A 19501-nucleotide genomic window follows, 5' to 3' on the forward strand; every position below is an offset into this window, starting at 1 on the left:
CGGTAACCTCCTCGCCCACCCCGGTCACCTGCTGATGTAAGCGTCTGGGGAGTGGCTATGTTACCGCCCTCCTGCAACGCGAATGAATGATTTAGCGTATTCAGATAATGTCCAAACACGATTCACTGCACGTTTCAGGAACCATCGCTCATGACACAGACTTTAAGCCAGCTTGAAAACCGTGGCGCTTTCATTGAACGTCACATTGGGCCGGATGCTCAGCAACAGCTGGAGATGCTGAATACTGTTGGCGCGGATTCATTAAATGCACTGATCGGCCAGATCGTGCCAAAAGACATCCAGCTTGCCACTCCGCCGCAGGTTGGAGAGCCAACCACCGAATTCGCGGCCCTGGCCGAACTGAAAGCGATTGCCGGACGTAACAAGCGCTTTAAGTCTTACATTGGCATGGGCTACACCGCCGTGCAGCTACCGCCGGTTATTCTGCGCAATATGCTGGAAAATCCGGGCTGGTACACCGCCTACACCCCTTACCAGCCGGAAGTGTCACAGGGTCGTCTGGAAGCACTGCTCAATTTCCAGCAGGTGACGCTGGATTTGACCGGGCTGGATATGGCTTCTGCGTCATTGCTGGATGAAGCCACTGCGGCGGCTGAAGCGATGGCGATGGCGAAGCGCGTCAGCAAACTGAAAGGGGCGAATCGCTTCTTTGTTGCGGACGATGTTCATCCGCAAACGCTGGATGTGGTCCGTACCCGTGCCGGAACCTTCGGGTTTGACGTGATTGTGGATGCCGCCGACAAAGTATTGGATCACCAGGATGTGTTCGGCGTGCTGCTCCAGCAGGTGGGCACCACCGGTGAAGTACACGATTACAGCGCGCTTATTACCGAACTGAAAAACCGCAAAATTATCGTCAGCGTCGCTGCCGACCTGATGACGTTGGTATATTTGACTGCGCCAGGTAAGCAGGGAGCTGATATTGTATTTGGCTCCGCGCAACGCTTTGGCGTGCCAATGGGCTACGGTGGCCCGCATGCGGCTTTCTTTGCCGCAAAAGACGAATTCAAGCGCTCTATGCCTGGCCGTATTATCGGCGTATCTAAAGATGCCGCCGGTAATACCGCGCTGCGCATGGCGATGCAGACGCGTGAACAGCATATCCGCCGTGAGAAAGCGAACTCCAACATTTGTACTTCGCAGGTTCTGCTGGCCAATATCGCCAGTCTGTACGCGGTTTTCCACGGTCCGGTAGGGCTGAAACGTATCGCCGGGCGTATTCACCGCCTGACCGATATCCTGGCGGCGGGTTTGCAGCGTAAAGGTCTGAAACTGCGTCATGCGCACTACTTCGACACGCTGTGTGTGGATGTGGCGGATAAAGCCGCCGTGCTGGCCCGCGCTGAAGCGCAGGAAATTAACCTGCGCAGTGATATCCTCAACGCCGTGGGTATTACGCTGGATGAAACCACCTCCCGTGAAGATGTGTTGGCGCTATTTACGGTGCTGCTGGGGGATAATCATGGCCTGGATATCGACACGCTGGACCAGGACGTGGCGCTCGACAGCCGTTCTGTTCCGCAAAGTATGCTGCGTGACGATACTTTCCTGACGCATCCGGTCTTTAATCGCTACCACAGCGAAACTGAAATGATGCGTTATATGCACTCGCTGGAGCGTAAAGACCTGGCGCTGAACCAGGCAATGATCCCGCTGGGATCCTGTACCATGAAGCTGAACGCCGCAGCGGAAATGATCCCCATCACCTGGCCGGAATTTGCGGAGCTGCACCCGTTCTGCCCGCCGGAGCAGGCGGAGGGTTACCATCAGATGATCGCTCAGCTCTCTGACTGGCTGGTTAAACTGACCGGTTATGATGCGCTCTGTATGCAGCCGAACTCCGGCGCGCAGGGCGAATACGCAGGTTTGCTTGCTATCCGCCATTATCATGAAAGCCGCAACCAGGGGCACCGCGATATCTGCCTGATCCCAAGCTCCGCCCACGGAACCAACCCGGCATCCGCACAGATGGCCGGTATGCAGGTGGTGGTGGTCGCGTGTGATAAAAACGGCAATATCGACCTTGCTGACTTGCGCGCGAAAGCCGAACAGGCGGGCGATAATCTCTCCTGCATCATGGTGACTTACCCGTCTACTCACGGTGTTTATGAAGAGACGATTCGTGAAGTCTGTAACGTGGTGCATCAGTTCGGTGGCCAGGTTTACCTGGATGGCGCGAACATGAACGCCCAGGTTGGCATTACCTCGCCGGGCTTTATTGGCGCGGATGTATCGCACCTTAACCTGCATAAAACATTCTGCATCCCGCATGGCGGCGGCGGTCCGGGCATGGGGCCAATTGGTGTGAAAGCGCATCTGGCACCGTTCGTGCCGGGCCACAGCGTGGTGCAAATCGACGGGATGCTGACCCGTCAGGGCGCGGTGTCCGCTGCGCCTTTCGGCAGCGCGTCGATTCTGCCTATCAGTTGGATGTATATCCGCATGATGGGCGCTGAAGGGTTGAAACAGGCCAGCCAGGTCGCGATCCTCAATGCCAACTATATTGCCAGCCGTCTGAAAGGGGCGTTTCCGGTGCTGTATACCGGCCGCGATGGCCGCGTGGCGCACGAATGTATTCTCGATATCCGTCCGCTGAAAGAAGAGACCGGCATCAGTGAGCTGGATATCGCTAAACGTCTGATTGACTATGGTTTCCATGCGCCAACCATGTCGTTCCCGGTTGCCGGAACGCTGATGGTCGAACCGACTGAATCAGAAAGCAAGGTCGAACTGGATCGCTTTATTGACGCGATGCTGGCGATACGTGGCGAGATCGATCGCGTGAAACAAGGTGAATGGCCACTGGAAGATAACCCACTGGTGAATGCGCCACACACGCAAAATGAACTGGTTGCTGAATGGAACCACGGTTACAGCCGCGAGTTAGCAGTATTCCCGGCGGGTGTGGTCAATAAATACTGGCCAACGGTAAAACGTCTGGATGATGTTTACGGTGACCGTAACCTGTTCTGCTCCTGCGTACCGGTAAGCGAATATCAGTAGTGTGGGAATAAGGCTATCTTTTAAGGGCGCTTCGGCGCCCTTTTATTATGGGAGAGGATAATGGCGATAGCGTTAGTCACCGGTGCCAGCCGGGGTATTGGACGGGCGACTGCATTGCTGCTGGCGCAGGAAGGGTACAACGTGGCGGTGAATTATCAGCATAATGCCCAGGCGGCTGATGAGGTGGTGGCACACATCATCGCACAGGGCGGTAACGCTTTTGCGGTGCAGGCGGATGTCAGCGATGAAGCGCAGGTAGACGCTCTGTTTACCCGTATCGACCATGAAGCGGAACCGCTGGTGGCGCTGGTAAATAATGCCGGGATCTTGTTTCGGCAAAGCCGGCTGGAGCACCTGACCGCTGAACGTATCAACCAGGTGCTAAGCACCAACGTGACCGGTTATTTTCTGTGTTGCCGCGAAGCCGTAAAACGCATGTCTTGGCAGTATGGTGGGCCGGGGGGCGCGATTGTGAATGTTTCATCCGCTGCGGCGCGAACCGGTTCCCCTGGCGAATATGTTGATTATGCTGCCTCGAAAGGCGCGGTTGATACGCTGACGATCGGGTTAGCGTTGGAGGTAGCGGCCTGCGGGATCCGGGTCAACTGTGTTCGCCCAGGTTTTATCTATACCGACATGCATGCCAGCGGCGGTGAGCCGGGGCGTGTTGATCGCGTAAGCAGTGTGATACCGATGCAACGTGGCGGGCAACCCGAGGAGGTTGCGCAGGGGATTGCCTGGTTACTTAGTGATAAAGCGTCGTATGTGACGGGGAGCTTTTTAGATTTGGCTGGGGGGCGGTAAAGACCCTCACCCCGGCCCTCTCCCTGGAAGGGAGAGGGGGAAAACCACGGTCATCTTCCGCAGACCTGTTCCCTCTCTTCGCCAGGGTATGAGGCCGGGTAAGGAAATATCCTCTGTCACCGGTACATTCCCTCTCCCCTGAGGGGAGAGGGCCAGGGTGAGGGGAAAACTGACTCAGAGGTTTTCGCCGTTGCTGGCAATCACCGCTTTGTACCAGTTAAAACTCTTCTTCCGCGAGCGTGACATATCGCCCGTGCCATCATCATGCTTGTTCACGTAAATGAAGCCGTAACGTTTGCTGTACTGACCCGTTGTGAACGACACACAGTCGATGCATCCCCACGGGGTATAACCCATCAGGTCGACACCGTCGTAAGTTACCGCTTCCACCATCTCTTTGACGTGTGCGCGCAGATAGTCGATACGGTAATCGTCGTTAATACTGCCGTCGTCTTCGACTTTATCGTACGCACCAAAACCGTTTTCGACGATAAACAGCGGCTTCTGGTAGCGCTCGTAAAGTTCGCACAGCGCATAACGCAACCCTACCGGATCAATCTGCCAACCCCAGTCAGATGCTTTCACATGTGGGTTGGGAACACTGCCCTGGAAACCAGACAGTGCATCACCGGAACCGCCTTCCGCTTTTACGGCGTTGGTCATGTAGTAGCTAAAACCAAGGTAATCGCAGCAGCCTTCACGCAGGATGGCTTCATCACCTGCTTCCATTTTGATCGTGAAACCGCGACGTTCCCATTCATTCAGTACATACGACGGGTAGTAACCTCGTAATTGAACGTCGGTAAAGACATAGCGTTCACGCATTGATTCCTGCGCATACATCACATCTTCTGGCTTACAGGAGAATGGATACAGCGGCACCATTGCCAGCATGCAGCCAATTTTCATGGCGGGGTTAATGCGATGACCAATCTTAACTGCCATGGCGCTGGCCACGAACTGGTGGTGCAGTACCTGATACATGGTTTCTTCGGGGTTTTCATGATCGGTGTAGACCACGCCAGAGCAGCAGTAACCGAACAGTGGCGCGCGCCAGTTGCGCTGGTTGTTGATTTCGTTGAAGGTCATCCAGTATTTGACCTTGCTTTTGTAGCGCTCAAAGACCACTTCCGCAAAGCGTACGAAGAAGTCGACCACGTTACGGTTCGTCCAGCCGCCGTATTCCTGCACCAGATGCAGCGGCATTTCGAAGTGCGACAAGGTAATTACCGGTTCGATGTTATATTTCAGCAGTTCATCGAACATGTCATCGTAGAACGCTAACCCTTCCTCATTCGGTTGCTGTTCGTCGCCTTTCGGGAAAATACGCGTCCAGGCGATGGAGGTGCGGAAACATTTGAAGCCCATTTCCGCAAACAACTTGATGTCTTCTTTGTAATGGCCGTGAAAGTCGATGGCTTCATGGTTGGGGTAGTATTTACCCGGCTCAACGTGCTGGGTGATTTCGCGTGGTACGCCGTGTGCGCCGCCGGTCAGCACGTCGCAGATGCTGGTGCCTTTACCGCCCTTATTCCAGCCGCCTTCAACCTGGTGTGCAGCGACGGCGCCGCCCCATAAAAAGTCTTTCGGTAAGGTTAATTTTTTCATCTTTGCTTTTCTCGTCATATTTGCTGGCAACGAGTCTAACAAAGGGGAATTAAATGTCACGATATAACAAATCACCCGGCCAGTAATTTGTTACATCAAAAAAACAACCTGTTTTTTTATGCTATTCTTTTCGCCAGTTTTCTTCCCAGCGTCTCCAGAATATAAATGACCGGGATTTGCGTCGTAATATCGTAGCCGCCGGTAATGCGGGTCTGTGGAATATGCCAGGAGATATTAAAGTCCGCCAGCTTCGCCAGTCGTGAATGCTCGTGGCTGGTGACAGAGAGCACCTTACAGTGATGCAGGCTGAACTGGCTGGCAAAACGGAGGATCTCTTCTGTTTCACCGGAGACGGAGAGTACAATTGCCAGTGCGTTTTTCGCCATATCATTCGTTACCGGGAAATAAGGGTCATCGATATGGTTACTGAATTTCCCGACATTAGAAAAGAACCGTGCACCATATTTTGCTAATGCGCCTGATGTTCCCGCGCCGACAAATATAATGCGCTCAGAGGATAATATGACATCGACAGCACTATCGAGTAATTTATCAAACTCTTCGTTATTTACCCCTTTAAAAAAGCTGATAATTTCGCTGGCGCCAAAATTAGGTTGCTGGGGTTCATTTTGTTCCAGATATAATTTAAAACGCACCCGGAACTCAGAATATCCTTCACAGTTGAGTTTGCGGCAAAAGCGCAACACCGTCGTTGTCGATACGTCCGCCGCGTCGGCCAGTTCGCGAATTGTCATATACATCACTTTGTCACGATTCTTGACGACAAAGTTATAGACCATCATCTCCAGATTATTGAGGCTGGCGATGGCCGAGTGAGTAAACATCGTCACGGCGGTATCCTTTACTTTTTGTTAACGTCACCCATCTTATGCACGGTTGGCCTGGGCGTGCGCACATGCTGCCATAACTCTGCTGGTGTTGCCCCGACTTTTGCGCGGTGTGTCACCCTTTGGCCGGCAAATATTCAGATACGATATTTATTTTAGCGTACAGGTGTGCACTGGAATCATTCTCAGTTACTCTATGATCGCAACGTTTTAAGAGTTCTTCCCGGAGTTAGCTATGGCGCAGAAACCATTAATCGCACAGGGATACACACTGGCAGAGGAAATTGCCAACAGCATCAGCCACGGTATCGGGCTGGTGTTTGGTATTGTCGGTCTGGTGCTGCTGCTGGTGCAGGCAGTGGACAGTAACGCCAGTATGATGGCTATCACCAGTTACAGTCTTTATGGCGGCAGCATGATTTTGCTGTTTCTCGCTTCTACGCTTTACCATGCGATCCCGCATCAGCGGGCAAAGATATGGCTGAAGAAATTTGACCACTGTGCGATCTACTTGTTGATTGCCGGTACCTATACGCCATTTCTGCTGGTCGGTCTGGATTCGCCGTTGGCGCGCGGGCTGATGATTGTCATCTGGAGCCTCGCGTTGTTGGGTATCCTGTTCAAACTCACCATTGCACACCGGTTTAAGGTATTGTCGCTGGTGACGTATCTGACGATGGGCTGGCTGTCACTGATTGTGATTTACCAACTGGCCACCCGCTTGTCGCTTGGCGGCGTAACACTGCTGGCGGTGGGGGGACTGGTATACTCGCTTGGCGTGATATTTTACGTCTGCAAGCGGATTCCTTATAACCATGCTATCTGGCACGGTTTTGTGCTCGGTGGCAGTGTCTGCCACTTCCTGGCGATCTATCTGTACGTCGGACAGGTTTAGCCTTTCTTGCCGGGGGGCGCTTGCGCCAGCCCCGGCTTCATCAAACTATTCTTCTGATAGTGAGTAGGGCAGCGGCTCGATGCTTAAGGTATTTGCATCGTCGCGAACGCGAAATACGCTGCCAGGCTCCATATCGTTATTCATCACGACTTGCACTAACAGGCGTCCATCATCAAGCTGGACAGAGGCCAGTACGGTACCAGTACGACGCCAGTTTTCCCCCATCTGCATTTCGAGGTCTTCACCGGCTTCCGGAGCACGGCTGGCCTTGCCTGCCAGATACCACAGCGCGCGTTTGTTTGCGCCGCGGAATTTCGCACGAGCCACCATTTCCTGCCCGGTATAGCAACCTTTTTTAAAGCTGATGCCGCCGAGCGCCTGCAGGTTGGTCGCCTGCGGGATAAACTGTGCGCTGTTCGGTGTATCAATAACCGGCAAACCGGCTTCGATGTTCAGTGACAGCCATTGTTGGCTGTTATTCAACTGTGCTTCGCCGCGCAGTTTCTCTGTAACCCGTTCGGCGGTTGCGACATCGGTCACCAGTAGAAAGCGCTCAGCGGGGTGGGCAAACCACAGGAGGGTGGTCGCACCATCCTGAACAACCTGTTTTTCCGCATCCGGCAGCGTCGTAAACAGATCCGTCAGCGCGGCGCGCGCCTGGAAACCGGCCACGCCCAGTAGCACATGTTCGTCATCGGGGGCTATCGTGACTTTTGAAAAGACGGCGTATTTTTTCAGCTCGGTCAACTGCGATTCACGCACGCTGCGGCGTAAAATCCAGGCAAATCCATCCTGGTAGTGGAACAACCGCATATTGCTCCACATTTTACCTTTAGAATCGCAATGCGCCGCCAGCAGATGCTGTTCAGGGGGCATTTTCGCGACATCGGCGGTTACCTGGCCTTGCAGGTATTTTTCGCTGTCGGCGCCGGTGATGGTCGCCAGTGCCCAGTCATCGAGCGTCATAAGCGTCAGCGGCAGACGTGCGGATGCGGTCGGCTGGCGCGGAGGAAATGGTGTAAAAGCCATAATAATGTCCTGATTAGCTTAACGCTGTGTTGGTGCTTAATGGTAAAAGAGCCATTGTTCAATGCAAGCGATAAAGCACGCGTTTTGTGCCATTGTGAAAGCCTTGCGAGCGACTGCGCAGGGGAATGAAATTTTTGCAGACCATGCGATTTATTCCCTGAGCGTCCTCGTAAGGATAAATAATCCGCAAAAGAAAGCACAAAAACACGTTACAATAGGCCCCATTATGCCTACGCAGGGAGAAGAACATGGATATTAATAACAAAGCCCGTATCCACTGGGCGTGCCGCCGTGGAATGCGCGAACTCGATATCTCCATCATGCCTTTTTTTGAACATGAGTACGACACGCTGAGCGATGACGACAAGCATCTGTTTGTGCGCCTGCTGGAAAGTGATGACCCGGACTTATTTAACTGGCTGATGAATCATGGCAAACCTCAGGATGCGGGGTTGCAGAGAATGGTGCAGTTAATTCAAACACGGAATCGGGAACGTGGTCCTGTGGCAATCTGATTTACGCGTCTCATGGCGCGCGCAATGGCTCTCTTTACTGCTCCATGGTCTGGTGGCGGCACTGATATTGCTGATGCCATGGCCATTGAGCTATACGCCATTGTGGCTGTTATTGCTATCGCTGGTGGTTTTTGACAGCGTACGCAGCCAGCGTCGCATCAATGCCTGCCATGGTGAGATCAAACTGCTGATGGAGTCACGTCTACGCTGGCAGGGCGTTGAGTGGAATATTGTCGGTGCGCCGTGGATGTTACGCAGCGGTATGATGCTGCGGTTACGCCGTGAAGAAGACGGACGACGCCAACATTTGTGGCTGGCGGCGGACAGCATGGATGCACAGGAGTGGCGCGATCTGCGCCGGATGCTCTCTCAAAAGTCGGCGCAGGGGCTGCATTAAGCGCGAGACGGTGTGTAATCAGGCTAGCCGTTCCGCCATTTCCAGCAGGATCTGCTCGCACCAGGCCTGAATGCGCGTTTCGCTCAGATCGTACTGGTTGGTTTCATCAAGCGCCAGGCCAACGAAAAGTTGGCCATCGGCGATGACCGGTTTCTTGCTGGTAAACTCGTAGCCCTCAGTTGGCCAGTAGCCGATAAATGTCACGCCTTTGGGTGCCAGTTTGTCATGCAGCATGCCAAGTGCGTCGAGAAACCATTCGCCATAGCCGAGCTGGTCGCCCATCCCGTACAACGCGATGATTTTTCCATCGAGATGCAGGTCGTCAAGCTGCTCCCAGATGGCTTCCCAGTCTTCCTGCAATTCGCCGAAATCCCAGGTGGGAATGCCGAGGATCAACGCATCATACTGCTCCATCAGCGCAGGGGCGTCGTCTTTCAGGTTGTGCAACGTCACCAGTTCCGGCCCGATAACATCGCGAATTTTTTCCGCCGCCATTTCGGTGTAGCAGGTGCTGGAACCGTAAAACAGACCAATATTCATAACGTAAACTTCTCAATGCTTAATGTCTCTTTGCGAGCAGTGTACCAGAATCGTACGGCAATCAGGCATAATGCAGTGATTGAGAGAAGGAGGCGCAGATGGAACAGGATCTGGCACGCATTGAGCAGTTTCTGGATGCTCTCTGGCTTGAGAACAACCTGGCGGAAAATACCCTCAACGCTTATCGTCGCGACCTGAAGAGCGTCGTGGAGTGGCTACACCATCGGGAAAGCAGCCTCGAACAGGCGCAAAGCGAGGATTTACAGGCGATATTGGCGGAGCGCGTCGACGGAGGGTACAAAGCGACCAGTTCGGCACGTTTGTTGAGCGCTGTGCGGCGTTTTTTTCAGTACCTGTATCGTGAAAAAATTCGCAGCGACGACCCCAGTGTGTTACTGGCCTCGCCAAAACTGCCTCAGCGCTTGCCCAAAGATTTAAGCGAAGCGCAGGTCGAACGATTATTGCAATCACCGGTGGTTGACCAACCGCTGGAGTTACGCGATAAAGCGATGCTTGAAGTGCTCTATGCCACCGGCCTTCGTGTTTCTGAACTGGTGGGATTAACGATGAGCGACATCAGCCTGAGGCAGGGGGTGTTGCGGGTAATCGGTAAAGGCAATAAAGAACGTCTGGTGCCGTTAGGCGAAGAAGCGGTTTACTGGGTGGAAAATTACCTTGAATATGGTCGTCCCTGGCTGCTTAACGGCGTATCAATAGATGTATTGTTTCCGAGCCAGCGCGCGCAACAGATGACGCGACAGACATTCTGGCATCGTATCAAGCACTATGCTCAATTGGCGGGCATTGATAGCGAGAAGCTGTCGCCGCACGTGTTGCGCCATGCGTTTGCCACGCATCTGCTCAACCACGGCGCGGATTTGCGTGTAGTGCAAATGTTACTGGGGCATCAGGATCTGTCGACAACACAAATTTATACGCATGTGGCTACAGAGCGGCTGCGTAAGCTTCATCAACAGCATCACCCGCGGGCGTGATACTGACAATCTAAGGATGTGTTATGAAAAACGGTTTAATCATGTTCACCTTGCTAGCAGCGGCGTTTTCTGGTGTTGCGCATGCGGATGATGCGGCGATCAAACAGTCGCTGGCGAAACTGGGTGTACAGAGCTCTGAAATCCTGCCCGCGCCAGTTGCCGGAATGAAAGCCGTGTTGACCAGTAGCGGTGTGTTGTATGTTACCGAAGATGGCAAACATATTATCCAGGGGCCGATGTACGACGTCAGTGGCGCGCAACCCGTGAATGTCACCTCACAAATGCTGATGCCCCACCTCAATGCGCTGGCAAAAGAGATGATTGTCTACAAAGCGCCGCAGGAAAAACACGTAATTACCGTCTTTACCGACATCACCTGCGGTTATTGCCAGAAGCTGCACAGCGAAATGGCTGACTACAACGCTTTAGGCATTACCGTTCGCTACCTCGCGTTTCCGCGCCAGGGGATCGGAAGTGAAGCCGAGAAGGACATGAAAGCGATCTGGTGCGCCAAAGATCGTAACAAAGCCTTTGATGATGCCATGAGCGGCAAAGGCGTTAAACCGGCCAGTTGTGATATGGATATCGCCAATCACTACGCGCTGGGCGTGCAGTTTGGCGTGAATGGTACGCCAGCGGTAGTGCTGAATGATGGCTATGTTGTGCCGGGGTATCAGGCACCTGCCGAGATGAAAGCGTTTCTCGACCAACATCAAAAAGCCACTGGCGGTAAATAATTCGCGTGAAAGCTCAGATACAACTTCGCCGCCGCGTAATTGATGACGCGGTGGAACTGGCGGATTCACTTCCGCCTCTGCTGCGCCGGTTATATGCCAGCCGCGGCGTGCGGCATGACAGCGAACTGGAGCGTAGCGTCAAAGGCATGCTGCCGTGGCATCAGTTAAATGGCATCGACGATGCAGTAACGCATTTGTACAACGCATTGCGCGAAGGGCTGCGGATTATTGTCGTCGGCGATTTTGACGCTGATGGCGCAACCAGCACCGCCCTGAGCGTGTTGGCGCTGCGTTCACTAGGGTGCGAAAACGTCAGCTACCTCGTGCCAAACCGCTTTGACGATGGTTATGGCCTTAGCCCGGAAGTCGTCGATCAGGCACATGCACGCGGCGCGCAGCTTATTTTGACCGTCGATAACGGTATTTCGTCCCACGCTGGCGTTGAACGGGCGCATGCGCTGGGCATTCCGGTGATTGTGACCGATCACCATTTGCCGGGGGAAACCTTGCCCGAGGCAGAAGCCATTGTGAACCCTAACTTGCGTGACTGTGATTTCCCGTCGAAATCGCTGGCAGGTGTGGGTGTGGCGTTTTATTTGATGCTGGCGTTGCGTAGTTTCCTGCGTGATAACGGTTGGTTCGATGCGCGCGGCCTGGCGATGCCAAATCTTGCAGAACTGCTTGACCTGGTGGCATTAGGTACAGTGGCGGACGTGGTGCCGCTGGATGCCAATAACCGCATCCTGACCTGGCAAGGTCTGAGCCGCATTCGTGCCGGGCGCTGCCGTCCCGGAATCAAAGCGCTGCTGGAAGTGGCGAATCGCGATGCGCAAAAACTGGCGGCCAGCGATCTCGGTTTTGCGCTGGGACCGCGCCTGAATGCGGCCGGTCGGCTGGACGATATGTCTGTCGGCGTGGCACTGCTGCTGTGCGATAACCTTGGTGAGGCGCGCCAGCTTGCCAACGATTTGGATGCGCTGAACCAGACGCGCAAAGAGATTGAACAGGGTATGCAGGCTGAAGCGCTCACCCTGTGCGAACAACTCGAACGCAGTCTTGATACCCTTCCTGGTGGCCTGGCGATGTACCATCCTGAGTGGCATCAGGGCGTTGTGGGTATTCTTGCGTCGCGCATCAAAGAACGTTTTCACCGCCCGGTTATCGCCTTTGCCCCTGCGGGCGACGGTGTGTTGAAAGGGTCGGGGCGTTCCATTCAGGGCTTGCATATGCGCGACGCGCTGGAGCGGCTGGATATGTTATTCCCCGGGATGATGCTGAAATTCGGCGGTCATGCGATGGCGGCGGGTTTAACCCTGGAGGAAGGGCGCTTTGACGAGTTCCGGCAACGTTTTGGCGATCTGGTCACTGAGTGGCTGGATCCGGCGTTATTGCAGGGCGAAATCGTTTCTGATGGGCCATTAACGGCGCAGGAGATGACGCTGGAGATCGCCGAGATGCTGCGTGAAGCCGGGCCGTGGGGGCAGATGTTCCCGGAACCGCTGTTCGACGGTGAGTTTCGCCTGTTGCAGCAGCGTCTGGTGGGGGAACGCCATCTTAAGGTGATGCTGGAGCCCGTTGGCGGCGGCCCGCTACTCGACGGTATCGCGTTTAACGTGGATACCACCTGCTGGCCAGACAATGGGGTGCGGCAGGTGAATATTGCTTATAAACTCGATGTTAACGAGTTTCGCGGCAACCGTAGCGTACAGCTGATTATCGAAAACCTCTGGCCAATTTAGCGCCAGTATTCGCTACAAAAAAGGGCGTGGATCCGGTAAACTCCCGCCCTTATCACCGCATTTTGACAAGTCCATTAAAAGAAATCAGACCATGTTTGAAATTAACCCGGTAAAAAATCGTATTCAGGACCTCACGGAGCGCTCCGACGTTCTTAGGGGGTATCTTTGACTATGACGCCAAGAAAGAGCGTCTGGAAGAAGTAAACGCCGAGCTGGAACAGCCGGACGTATGGAATGAGCCTGAGCGCGCACAGGCGCTGGGCAAAGAGCGTTCTTCACTCGAAGCCATTGTTGATACGCTCGATCAGATGACTCAGGGGCTGGAAGATGTTGCCGGGCTGCTGGATCTCGCCGTTGAAGCTGACGATGAAGAGACCTTCAACGAAGCTGTCGCTGAACTGGATGGGCTGGAAGAGAAACTGGCGCAGTTGGAGTTCCGCCGCATGTTCTCCGGCGAGTATGACAGCGCCGATTGTTACCTTGATATTCAGGCGGGTTCCGGTGGCACCGAAGCGCAGGACTGGGCCAGCATGCTGATGCGTATGTATCTGCGCTGGGCAGAAGCGCGTGGCTTCAAGACCGAAATTATTGAAGAGTCTGAAGGTGAAGTGGCGGGGATTAAATCTGTCACGATCAAGATTATCGGCGATTACGCTTACGGCTGGCTGCGTACGGAAACCGGCGTTCATCGTCTGGTGCGTAAAAGCCCGTTTGACTCCGGCGGTCGTCGTCATACCTCGTTCAGCTCCGCGTTTGTCTACCCGGAAGTGGAAGACGATATCGATATCGAAATCAACCCGGCGGACCTGCGTATCGATGTATATCGCGCATCCGGCGCGGGCGGTCAGCACGTTAACCGTACTGAATCAGCCGTACGTATTACCCATATTCCGACCGGGCTGGTAACACAGTGCCAGAACGACCGTTCCCAGCATAAGAACAAAGACCAGGCCATGAAGCAGATGAAAGCGAAGCTTTATGAGCTGGAGATGCAGAAGAAAAATGCTGAGAAACAAGCGATGGAAGACACCAAGTCTGACATCGGTTGGGGTAGCCAGATCCGTTCTTATGTCCTGGATGATTCCCGCATCAAAGATCTGCGCACCGGGGTTGAAACCCGTAACACGCAGGCGGTGCTGGACGGCAGCCTGGATCAATTCATTGAAGCAAGTTTGAAAGCAGGGTTATGAGGAACCAACATGTCTGAACAACAAGCACAGGGCGCTGACGCGGCAGTTGAACTTAATAATGAACTGAAAAATCGCCGTGAGAAGCTGGCGCAGCTGCGTGAGCAGGGTGTGCCGTTCCCGAATGATTTCCGTCGCGACCAGACCTCTGACAAGCTGCACGCTGAATTCGATGCCAAAGAGAACGAAGAGCTGGAAGAACTCGGCATTGAAGTGGCGGTTGCCGGTCGTATGATGACCCGTCGTATTATGGGTAAAGCCTCTTTCGTGACGCTGCAGGATGTTGGGGGCCGTATCCAGCTCTACGTTGCGCGCGACGATCTGGCGGAAGGCGTGTATAACGAGCAGTTCAAAAAATGGGACCTCGGTGACATCCTCGGCGCCCGCGGCAAGCTGTTCAAAACCAAGACTGGCGAACTCTCTATTCACTGCACTGAGCTGCGTCTGCTGACCAAAGCGCTGCGCCCGCTGCCGGATAAATTCCACGGTTTGCAGGATCAGGAAGCGCGTTACCGTCAGCGCTACCTCGATCTGATTGCGAACGATGAATCCCGTAACACCTTCAAGGTTCGTTCGCAGATCCTGGCCGGAATTCGTCAGTTCATGGTTGGCCGCGACTTTATGGAAGTGGAAACCCCAATGATGCAGGTGATCCCTGGCGGTGCGTCTGCACGTCCGTTTATCACGCATCATAATGCGCTGGATCTGGACATGTACCTGCGTATCGCGCCAGAGCTTTACCTCAAACGTCTGGTAGTCGGCGGTTTTGAGCGCGTGTTCGAAATCAACCGTAACTTCCGTAACGAAGGTATCTCCGTGCGCCATAACCCTGAGTTCACCATGATGGAACTCTATATGGCGTACGCGGATTATAAAGATCTTATCGAGCTGACCGAGTCGCTGTTCCGCACCCTGGCGCAGAACATCCTTGGTAAGACTGAAGTGCCGTACGGTGACGAAATTTTCGATTTTGGCAAGCCGTTCGAAAAACTGACCATGCGCGAAGCGATCAAAAAGTACCGTCCGGAAACCAATATGGCGGATCTGGATAACTTCGGCAGCGCGAAAGCCATTGCTGACAGCATTGGTATCAAGGTTGAGAAGAGCTGGGGCCTGGGCCGCATCGTGACCGAAATCTTTGAAGAAGTGGCCGAAGCGCACCTGATTCAGCCAACCTTCATTACCGAGTACCCGGCGGAAGTTTCCCCGCTGGCACGCCGTAACGACGTGAACCCGGAAATCACCGACCGTTTTGAATTCTTTATCGGTGGACGTGAAATCGGTAACGGCTTTAGCGAGCTGAATGACGCAGAAGACCAGGCACAGCGCTTTGCTGATCAGGTTGCGGCGAAAGATGCAGGCGACGACGAAGCGATGTTCTATGACGAAGATTACGTGACTGCGCTGGAACATGGTTTACCGCCGACGGCAGGTCTGGGGATTGGTATCGACCGCATGGTTATGCTCTTTACCAACAGCCACACCATCCGTGACGTGATCCTGTTCCCGGCAATGCGTCCGGTAAAATAATCGCTCAGCGATAACAAAAGCCCCGGCGTTAATCGCGTCGGGGCTTTTTTATTGCTGCAATCTGGCGGCAAACCGGCGGAGATTATCCCGTCCTTCACCGGGCGACGCTTCGCTGACCATCCATGGACTGAAGGCCCATGGCGTTACGTCCAGCCCCTGTAATAGGGCATCGAGGTCAACCCATTGATACGCCATGACTTCATCGGGGTTGGGGACGACTTTACCGTCAATCCGCGCGGCATAAACCGGGCACACTTCATTTTCGACGATGCCGGATGGATCGGTTTCACGGTAACGAAAACCAGGATGGATGGGCGTAATGTTGTCGACGCGTGTGCCGATTTCGAAACGGCAGCGGCGGTGTATCGCCTCTTCATCGGATTCACCCAGTTGCGGATGACCACACACTGAGTTGGTCCAGACACCGGGCCAGGCTTTTTTGCTCAGTGAGCGGCGCGTGATCAGAAGCTGGCCCTGCCGATTGAAAATCCAACATGAAAAAGCCAGATGTAATGGGGTGTGGGAAGTATGTGCGGCGTATTTCTCCTGAGTGCCAGTCACCTCTCCCTGGTGATTAACCAAAATGACGTGTTCTTGTAGACCCATAACGACTCCAGTACTGAGAACGCCGGATGGCGCTGCGCTTACTGCGGACCACGGGAGGGCGATCCCACAGATCCGATAAGCGCAGCGCCACCGTGCGAACCCAATTATACCTGACTATCAGGCAAACAGCTTTGCCCAGAGAGCGGAAAAGGGCATCACCAGTACCAGACCGGGTAGCATATTCGCCACCGGGAAGGGTTTGATATTACAAATGCGCAGCCCGGTTGCCACCATAATCAGGCCGCCAGCACAGGAGAAATCGCCCATCATATCTGGCGTTATTATATGCACGATGTAAACCGCCAGCGTTGCCAGCGCGACCTGTACGGCAATCAGTGGCAGACCGATGGTCATCACCGAAAAGCCCAGCATGGTGGCGAAAATGGCGGCGGTGAACAGATCCAGCACTGTTTTGATATACAAAATGGACGGATCGCCGGTCATCCCTTCATGCATGGCGCCGAAAATCCCCGTTCCGCTGGCGCAAAACAGCACCAGAATCGCGACGAATTTTTCCGTAAATTCATCGTGGGTTAACCCCTGTACTGGTGGGAAAATCCGGTTAATCAAGCCACGGGTAGTGCCTGCCGCTCTGCCAATCTGTTTTTCAAAGAAGAAGGCTTCGCCAATCACCGCCCCCAGCACCATTGCCAGCACTACTGCCGGCATAAATTTCACTTTAATCACCAGGTTGATGCCAAGCCCAACCGAGCACAAACCAAACGTCAGCGGCAATGCCACTTTGACCCGATCGGGGATGCGGGTGCCAACCACTGAACCCAGCAGACCGCCGACAATCACTGCGGCGCCGTTCACATAAGGACCGATTAACATAATGTTTCCTGAAAGATTACGCGTTATAGGTGAGGTGTCCCTCACCCCAGCGCGGGAGGTTTTTTACATCAATACCAAACAGATCCAGTGCGCGACTGACGCTGTGGGTAATGATCTCATCTGTGGTTTGCGGGCGCTGATAGAGCGCCGGAACCGGCGGGAAAATAATCCCGCCCATTTCTGTAATGGCCTGCATATTGCGAATGTGCCCGAGATTCAATGGCGTTTCGCGCGCCAGCAGCACCAAACGACGGCGCTCTTTCAGCACCACATCGGCGGCGCGGGTTAGCAAGTTATCCGTCAGGCAGTTTGCAATGGAACTCAGCGAACGCATGGAACAGGGCGCGACAAGCATGCCCATGGTCTTAAACGATCCGCTGGAGATAGCTGCGCCGAGATTGCCGATAGGGTGGACCACATCCGCCATCGCCCTCACGTCGTCAAGCTGGTAATCCGTCTCCAGCTCGCAGGTTTTTTCCGCCCCTTTCGAGATAACTAAATGGACTTCAAGATCCTGCGCGCGTAGAAGCTCAAGTGCTTTCACGCCATACTGAAAACCGGAAGCGCCGCTAATACCGACAATGATGCGTTGCAGTGTGGTCACACCTTTCCCCTTACTTGAAATCTGGCAGGAAACGTTTTACATCCACCTCTTTGAACTTCGAACGTTCAAAGTGGCTTTTCAGATGGAACGGCACTGTGCAGTCAAAAATGGTTTTGCAGGACATCCCCTGCTGCAGAATGCTTGGGCTGTAAGCCGGGATCTGCGACGGATCAAGCGGATGGCAACGCACACCTGGGATCGTCACGGTATCCACATCACCCTGATAACGCGTCTGCATGGCCCACAGCACATCGTCGCTGTCAAAAATATCCACGTCTTCGTCGACCAGAATCACGTGTTTCAGCTCCGGGAACGCAGAGAATGCCAGCAGCGCGGCTTGACGCTGACGGCCTTCATCCGCAGGGGAGAATTTTTTGAATTGCATCACCGCCAGCAGCTTGCCGCCGCCTGCTGAGTGCGCAAACACGTTAAGCAGTTTGCCCGGCATTGCACGGCCAACCATATCCAGAATGCTGGCTTCGGTCGGGATACCCGCCATGTTGACATGTTCTTCACCTGGACCCACGGTCGTGCGCCAGATAGGGTTGTAGCGATGGGTTACTGCTTTCACTTTGATGACCGGTAGCGCTTCTTTCGCTTCGCCGGTATAACCCGGGAATTCAGGCATCGCTTTACCGGTATCGGTGTTCTGATCTTCACGCAGACGCACGTTAGGCAGCAGCTCGCCTTCGATAACGATCTCCGCATGCGCAATCGCGCGTTCGTTGATGGTTTTACATTGCACCATTTCGACTGCGTGACCGCGCAGCGCACCGGCAACGCTCAGCTCGTCGTAGCCCAGCGGTGTGGTAGGGGGTTCAAAGCAGGCGGCAATTTCGATTGCCGGATCGACGCCAATGCTGATGGAGATCGGCAGCGGTTTACCTGCCGCTTCGGCTTTCATGCGAAATGCGTCAATATGGCGGCCCGGTGTGAGCCACATCGACAATTCATCGCGGCTCTGAACACACAGACGATGAATGGTGATATCGGATTCATGGGTTTCCGGATCGGAGGCGTAACACAGACCCATGGTGATGTACGGACCAGCATCTTCTTCGGTGTTGGTCGGTGCTGGCAACAACTTGCGCAGATCGAAATTCGCGTCGCTGGCAAGGTGCACCACTTGCTGGCAAACGGCGTGGTCTTGGGTGACGACCGGAGGGATCGGGTTCTGTACGGAATCTTTTAGCAGATGGCCGAGTTTTTCCGGTTCGCAGTTAAGGAAATGGCTGACACGTTTGCGTGAACCATTCAGGCCAATTGCCACACTGATGTCCTGAAAACCTTTCACTCTGTTAAACACCATCACCGGGCCGTTCTTACATGTCGGACGCTGGCAAGTACCGCCCGCGCCTACGTAGCGGTAAACGCCGGAGAGCTCTGCGTGCGGGTCAACTTCGGTGTCGGTTTCGACATATTCGCCGGGAAATGTCTTTAATAATTCAAGAGCAGAGCGTAAATCGGAAACGCCGCTGGCATTATTATTTTTTCTGGTTGACATGGTCTTTTCCATTTTTTGATAGGGATTTACTTGCTGTGCTCACCTTATTTTTATGTTGCCGATTAAACAAATACCGTTTTCCTGATTCAGACCAGATCAAAAAAG

Annotated in this window: 18 protein-coding genes; 10 read left to right on the plus strand and 8 right to left on the minus strand. The window is 54.0% G+C overall.

What is annotated here, in order from left to right:
- Positions 1-150 precede the first annotated feature (150 nt).
- Complete coding sequence (gcvP, locus tag O9K67_RS04165) at positions 151-3024, plus strand: aminomethyl-transferring glycine dehydrogenase (protein ID WP_061493242.1); 2874 nt, start codon at positions 151-153, stop codon at positions 3022-3024.
- Positions 3025-3084: 60 nt separating this feature from the next.
- Positions 3085-3828 carry an SDR family oxidoreductase gene (locus O9K67_RS04170; RefSeq protein ID WP_061493243.1) on the plus strand — a complete coding sequence of 248 codons (744 nt, stop codon included), beginning with the start codon at positions 3085-3087 and terminating at the stop codon, positions 3826-3828.
- A gap of 174 nt (positions 3829-4002) precedes the next feature.
- On the opposite strand, the gene O9K67_RS04175 is transcribed toward O9K67_RS04170, so the two are convergent.
- Together O9K67_RS04175 and O9K67_RS04180 are read right to left on the minus strand one after the other, a co-directional pair.
- Complete coding sequence (locus O9K67_RS04175) at positions 4003-5436, minus strand: 6-phospho-beta-glucosidase (RefSeq protein WP_061493244.1); 1434 nt, start codon at positions 5434-5436, stop codon at positions 4003-4005.
- A 116-nt stretch (positions 5437-5552) separates the two neighbouring features.
- Positions 5553-6281, minus strand: coding sequence for a MurR/RpiR family transcriptional regulator (locus tag O9K67_RS04180; protein ID WP_061493245.1), 729 nt, complete (start codon positions 6279-6281; stop codon positions 5553-5555).
- Between the two features lie 238 nt (positions 6282-6519).
- On the opposite strand from O9K67_RS04180, the gene trhA reads away from it, so the two are divergent.
- Positions 6520-7179 carry a PAQR family membrane homeostasis protein TrhA gene (gene trhA / locus O9K67_RS04185; RefSeq protein WP_061493246.1) on the plus strand — a complete coding sequence of 220 codons (660 nt, stop codon included), beginning with the start codon at positions 6520-6522 and terminating at the stop codon, positions 7177-7179.
- Positions 7180-7224: 45 nt separating this feature from the next.
- On the opposite strand, the gene ygfZ is transcribed toward trhA, so the two are convergent.
- A complete protein-coding gene (gene ygfZ / locus O9K67_RS04190; protein WP_061493247.1) occupies positions 7225-8208 on the minus strand; it encodes a tRNA-modifying protein YgfZ in 984 nt (327 codons plus the stop codon).
- Between the two features lie 248 nt (positions 8209-8456).
- Here ygfZ and sdhE point away from each other — a divergent pair, with 248 nt between their 5' ends.
- Positions 8457-8723 carry an FAD assembly factor SdhE gene (sdhE, locus tag O9K67_RS04195; RefSeq protein ID WP_061493249.1) on the plus strand — a complete coding sequence of 89 codons (267 nt, stop codon included), beginning with the start codon at positions 8457-8459 and terminating at the stop codon, positions 8721-8723.
- A complete protein-coding gene (locus tag O9K67_RS04200; protein WP_061493250.1) occupies positions 8704-9120 on the plus strand; it encodes a protein YgfX in 417 nt (138 codons plus the stop codon). Before sdhE ends, O9K67_RS04200 begins: the two co-directional genes overlap by 20 nt.
- Before the next feature lie 18 nt (positions 9121-9138).
- On the opposite strand, the gene fldB is transcribed toward O9K67_RS04200, so the two are convergent.
- Entirely contained in the window at positions 9139-9660 is a 522-nt protein-coding gene (gene fldB, locus O9K67_RS04205) for a flavodoxin FldB (RefSeq protein WP_061493251.1), read from the minus strand.
- A gap of 98 nt (positions 9661-9758) precedes the next feature.
- On the opposite strand from fldB, the gene xerD reads away from it, so the two are divergent.
- From xerD to lysS, 5 genes are all read left to right on the plus strand, one after another.
- Positions 9759-10655: a site-specific tyrosine recombinase XerD gene (gene xerD, locus O9K67_RS04210; RefSeq protein WP_061493252.1), complete on the plus strand. Its 897-nt coding sequence runs from the start codon at positions 9759-9761 to the stop codon at positions 10653-10655.
- A 23-nt stretch (positions 10656-10678) separates the two neighbouring features.
- A complete protein-coding gene (dsbC, locus tag O9K67_RS04215) occupies positions 10679-11392 on the plus strand; it encodes a bifunctional protein-disulfide isomerase/oxidoreductase DsbC (RefSeq protein ID WP_061493253.1) in 714 nt (237 codons plus the stop codon).
- A gap of 5 nt (positions 11393-11397) precedes the next feature.
- A complete protein-coding gene (gene recJ / locus O9K67_RS04220; protein ID WP_061493254.1) occupies positions 11398-13131 on the plus strand; it encodes a single-stranded-DNA-specific exonuclease RecJ in 1734 nt (577 codons plus the stop codon).
- A 91-nt stretch (positions 13132-13222) separates the two neighbouring features.
- Positions 13223-14321 (plus strand): peptide chain release factor 2 gene (prfB, locus tag O9K67_RS04225; protein WP_134318702.1). Its coding sequence is split into 2 segments (ribosomal slippage): positions 13223-13297 and positions 13299-14321, totalling 1098 coding nucleotides; the frame shifts between segments, so codons are not numbered across the junction.
- Between the two features lie 9 nt (positions 14322-14330).
- A complete protein-coding gene (gene lysS, locus O9K67_RS04230) occupies positions 14331-15848 on the plus strand; it encodes a lysine--tRNA ligase (RefSeq protein ID WP_061493256.1) in 1518 nt (505 codons plus the stop codon).
- A gap of 48 nt (positions 15849-15896) precedes the next feature.
- On the opposite strand, the gene idi is transcribed toward lysS, so the two are convergent.
- From idi to O9K67_RS04250, 4 genes are all read right to left on the minus strand, one after another.
- Positions 15897-16454, minus strand: a complete 558-nt coding sequence (gene idi / locus O9K67_RS04235; protein ID WP_061493257.1) for an isopentenyl-diphosphate Delta-isomerase — start codon at positions 16452-16454, stop codon at positions 15897-15899.
- A gap of 117 nt (positions 16455-16571) precedes the next feature.
- A complete protein-coding gene (locus O9K67_RS04240; protein WP_061493258.1) occupies positions 16572-17288 on the minus strand; it encodes a DUF554 domain-containing protein in 717 nt (238 codons plus the stop codon).
- A 16-nt stretch (positions 17289-17304) separates the two neighbouring features.
- Positions 17305-17892 (minus strand): UbiX family flavin prenyltransferase, encoded by a 588-nt coding sequence (locus tag O9K67_RS04245; protein ID WP_082794127.1) that lies wholly within the window; start codon positions 17890-17892, stop codon positions 17305-17307.
- Positions 17893-17902: 10 nt separating this feature from the next.
- Positions 17903-19396, minus strand: a complete 1494-nt coding sequence (locus O9K67_RS04250; RefSeq protein WP_061493259.1) for a UbiD family decarboxylase — start codon at positions 19394-19396, stop codon at positions 17903-17905.
- Positions 19397-19501 lie beyond the last annotated feature (105 nt).

Origin of the sequence: Kosakonia oryzendophytica (assembly GCF_027886705.1) — a bacterium.
GTDB lineage: Bacteria > Pseudomonadota > Gammaproteobacteria > Enterobacterales > Enterobacteriaceae > Kosakonia > Kosakonia oryzendophytica.

Excerpts from the sequence above, each read along its gene's own strand:
- O9K67_RS04170 (WP_061493243.1), top strand. The coding sequence starts at position 3,085 with ATGGCGATAGCGTTAGTCACCGGTGCCAGCCGGGGTATTGGACGGGCG.
- gcvP (WP_061493242.1), top strand. The coding sequence starts at position 151 with ATGACACAGACTTTAAGCCAGCTTGAAAACCGTGGCGCTTTCATTGAA.
- O9K67_RS04240 (WP_061493258.1), bottom strand. The coding sequence starts at position 17,288 with ATGTTAATCGGTCCTTATGTGAACGGCGCCGCAGTGATTGTCGGCGGT.
- O9K67_RS04175 (WP_061493244.1), bottom strand. The coding sequence starts at position 5,436 with ATGAAAAAATTAACCTTACCGAAAGACTTTTTATGGGGCGGCGCCGTC.
- trhA (WP_061493246.1), top strand. The coding sequence starts at position 6,520 with ATGGCGCAGAAACCATTAATCGCACAGGGATACACACTGGCAGAGGAA.
- idi (WP_061493257.1), bottom strand. The coding sequence starts at position 16,454 with ATGGGTCTACAAGAACACGTCATTTTGGTTAATCACCAGGGAGAGGTG.
- lysS (WP_061493256.1), top strand. The coding sequence starts at position 14,331 with ATGTCTGAACAACAAGCACAGGGCGCTGACGCGGCAGTTGAACTTAAT.
- fldB (WP_061493251.1), bottom strand. The coding sequence starts at position 9,660 with ATGAATATTGGTCTGTTTTACGGTTCCAGCACCTGCTACACCGAAATG.
- ygfZ (WP_061493247.1), bottom strand. The coding sequence starts at position 8,208 with ATGGCTTTTACACCATTTCCTCCGCGCCAGCCGACCGCATCCGCACGT.
- sdhE (WP_061493249.1), top strand. The coding sequence starts at position 8,457 with ATGGATATTAATAACAAAGCCCGTATCCACTGGGCGTGCCGCCGTGGA.
- O9K67_RS04180 (WP_061493245.1), bottom strand. The coding sequence starts at position 6,281 with ATGTTTACTCACTCGGCCATCGCCAGCCTCAATAATCTGGAGATGATG.
- O9K67_RS04250 (WP_061493259.1), bottom strand. The coding sequence starts at position 19,396 with ATGTCAACCAGAAAAAATAATAATGCCAGCGGCGTTTCCGATTTACGC.
- dsbC (WP_061493253.1), top strand. The coding sequence starts at position 10,679 with ATGAAAAACGGTTTAATCATGTTCACCTTGCTAGCAGCGGCGTTTTCT.
- xerD (WP_061493252.1), top strand. The coding sequence starts at position 9,759 with ATGGAACAGGATCTGGCACGCATTGAGCAGTTTCTGGATGCTCTCTGG.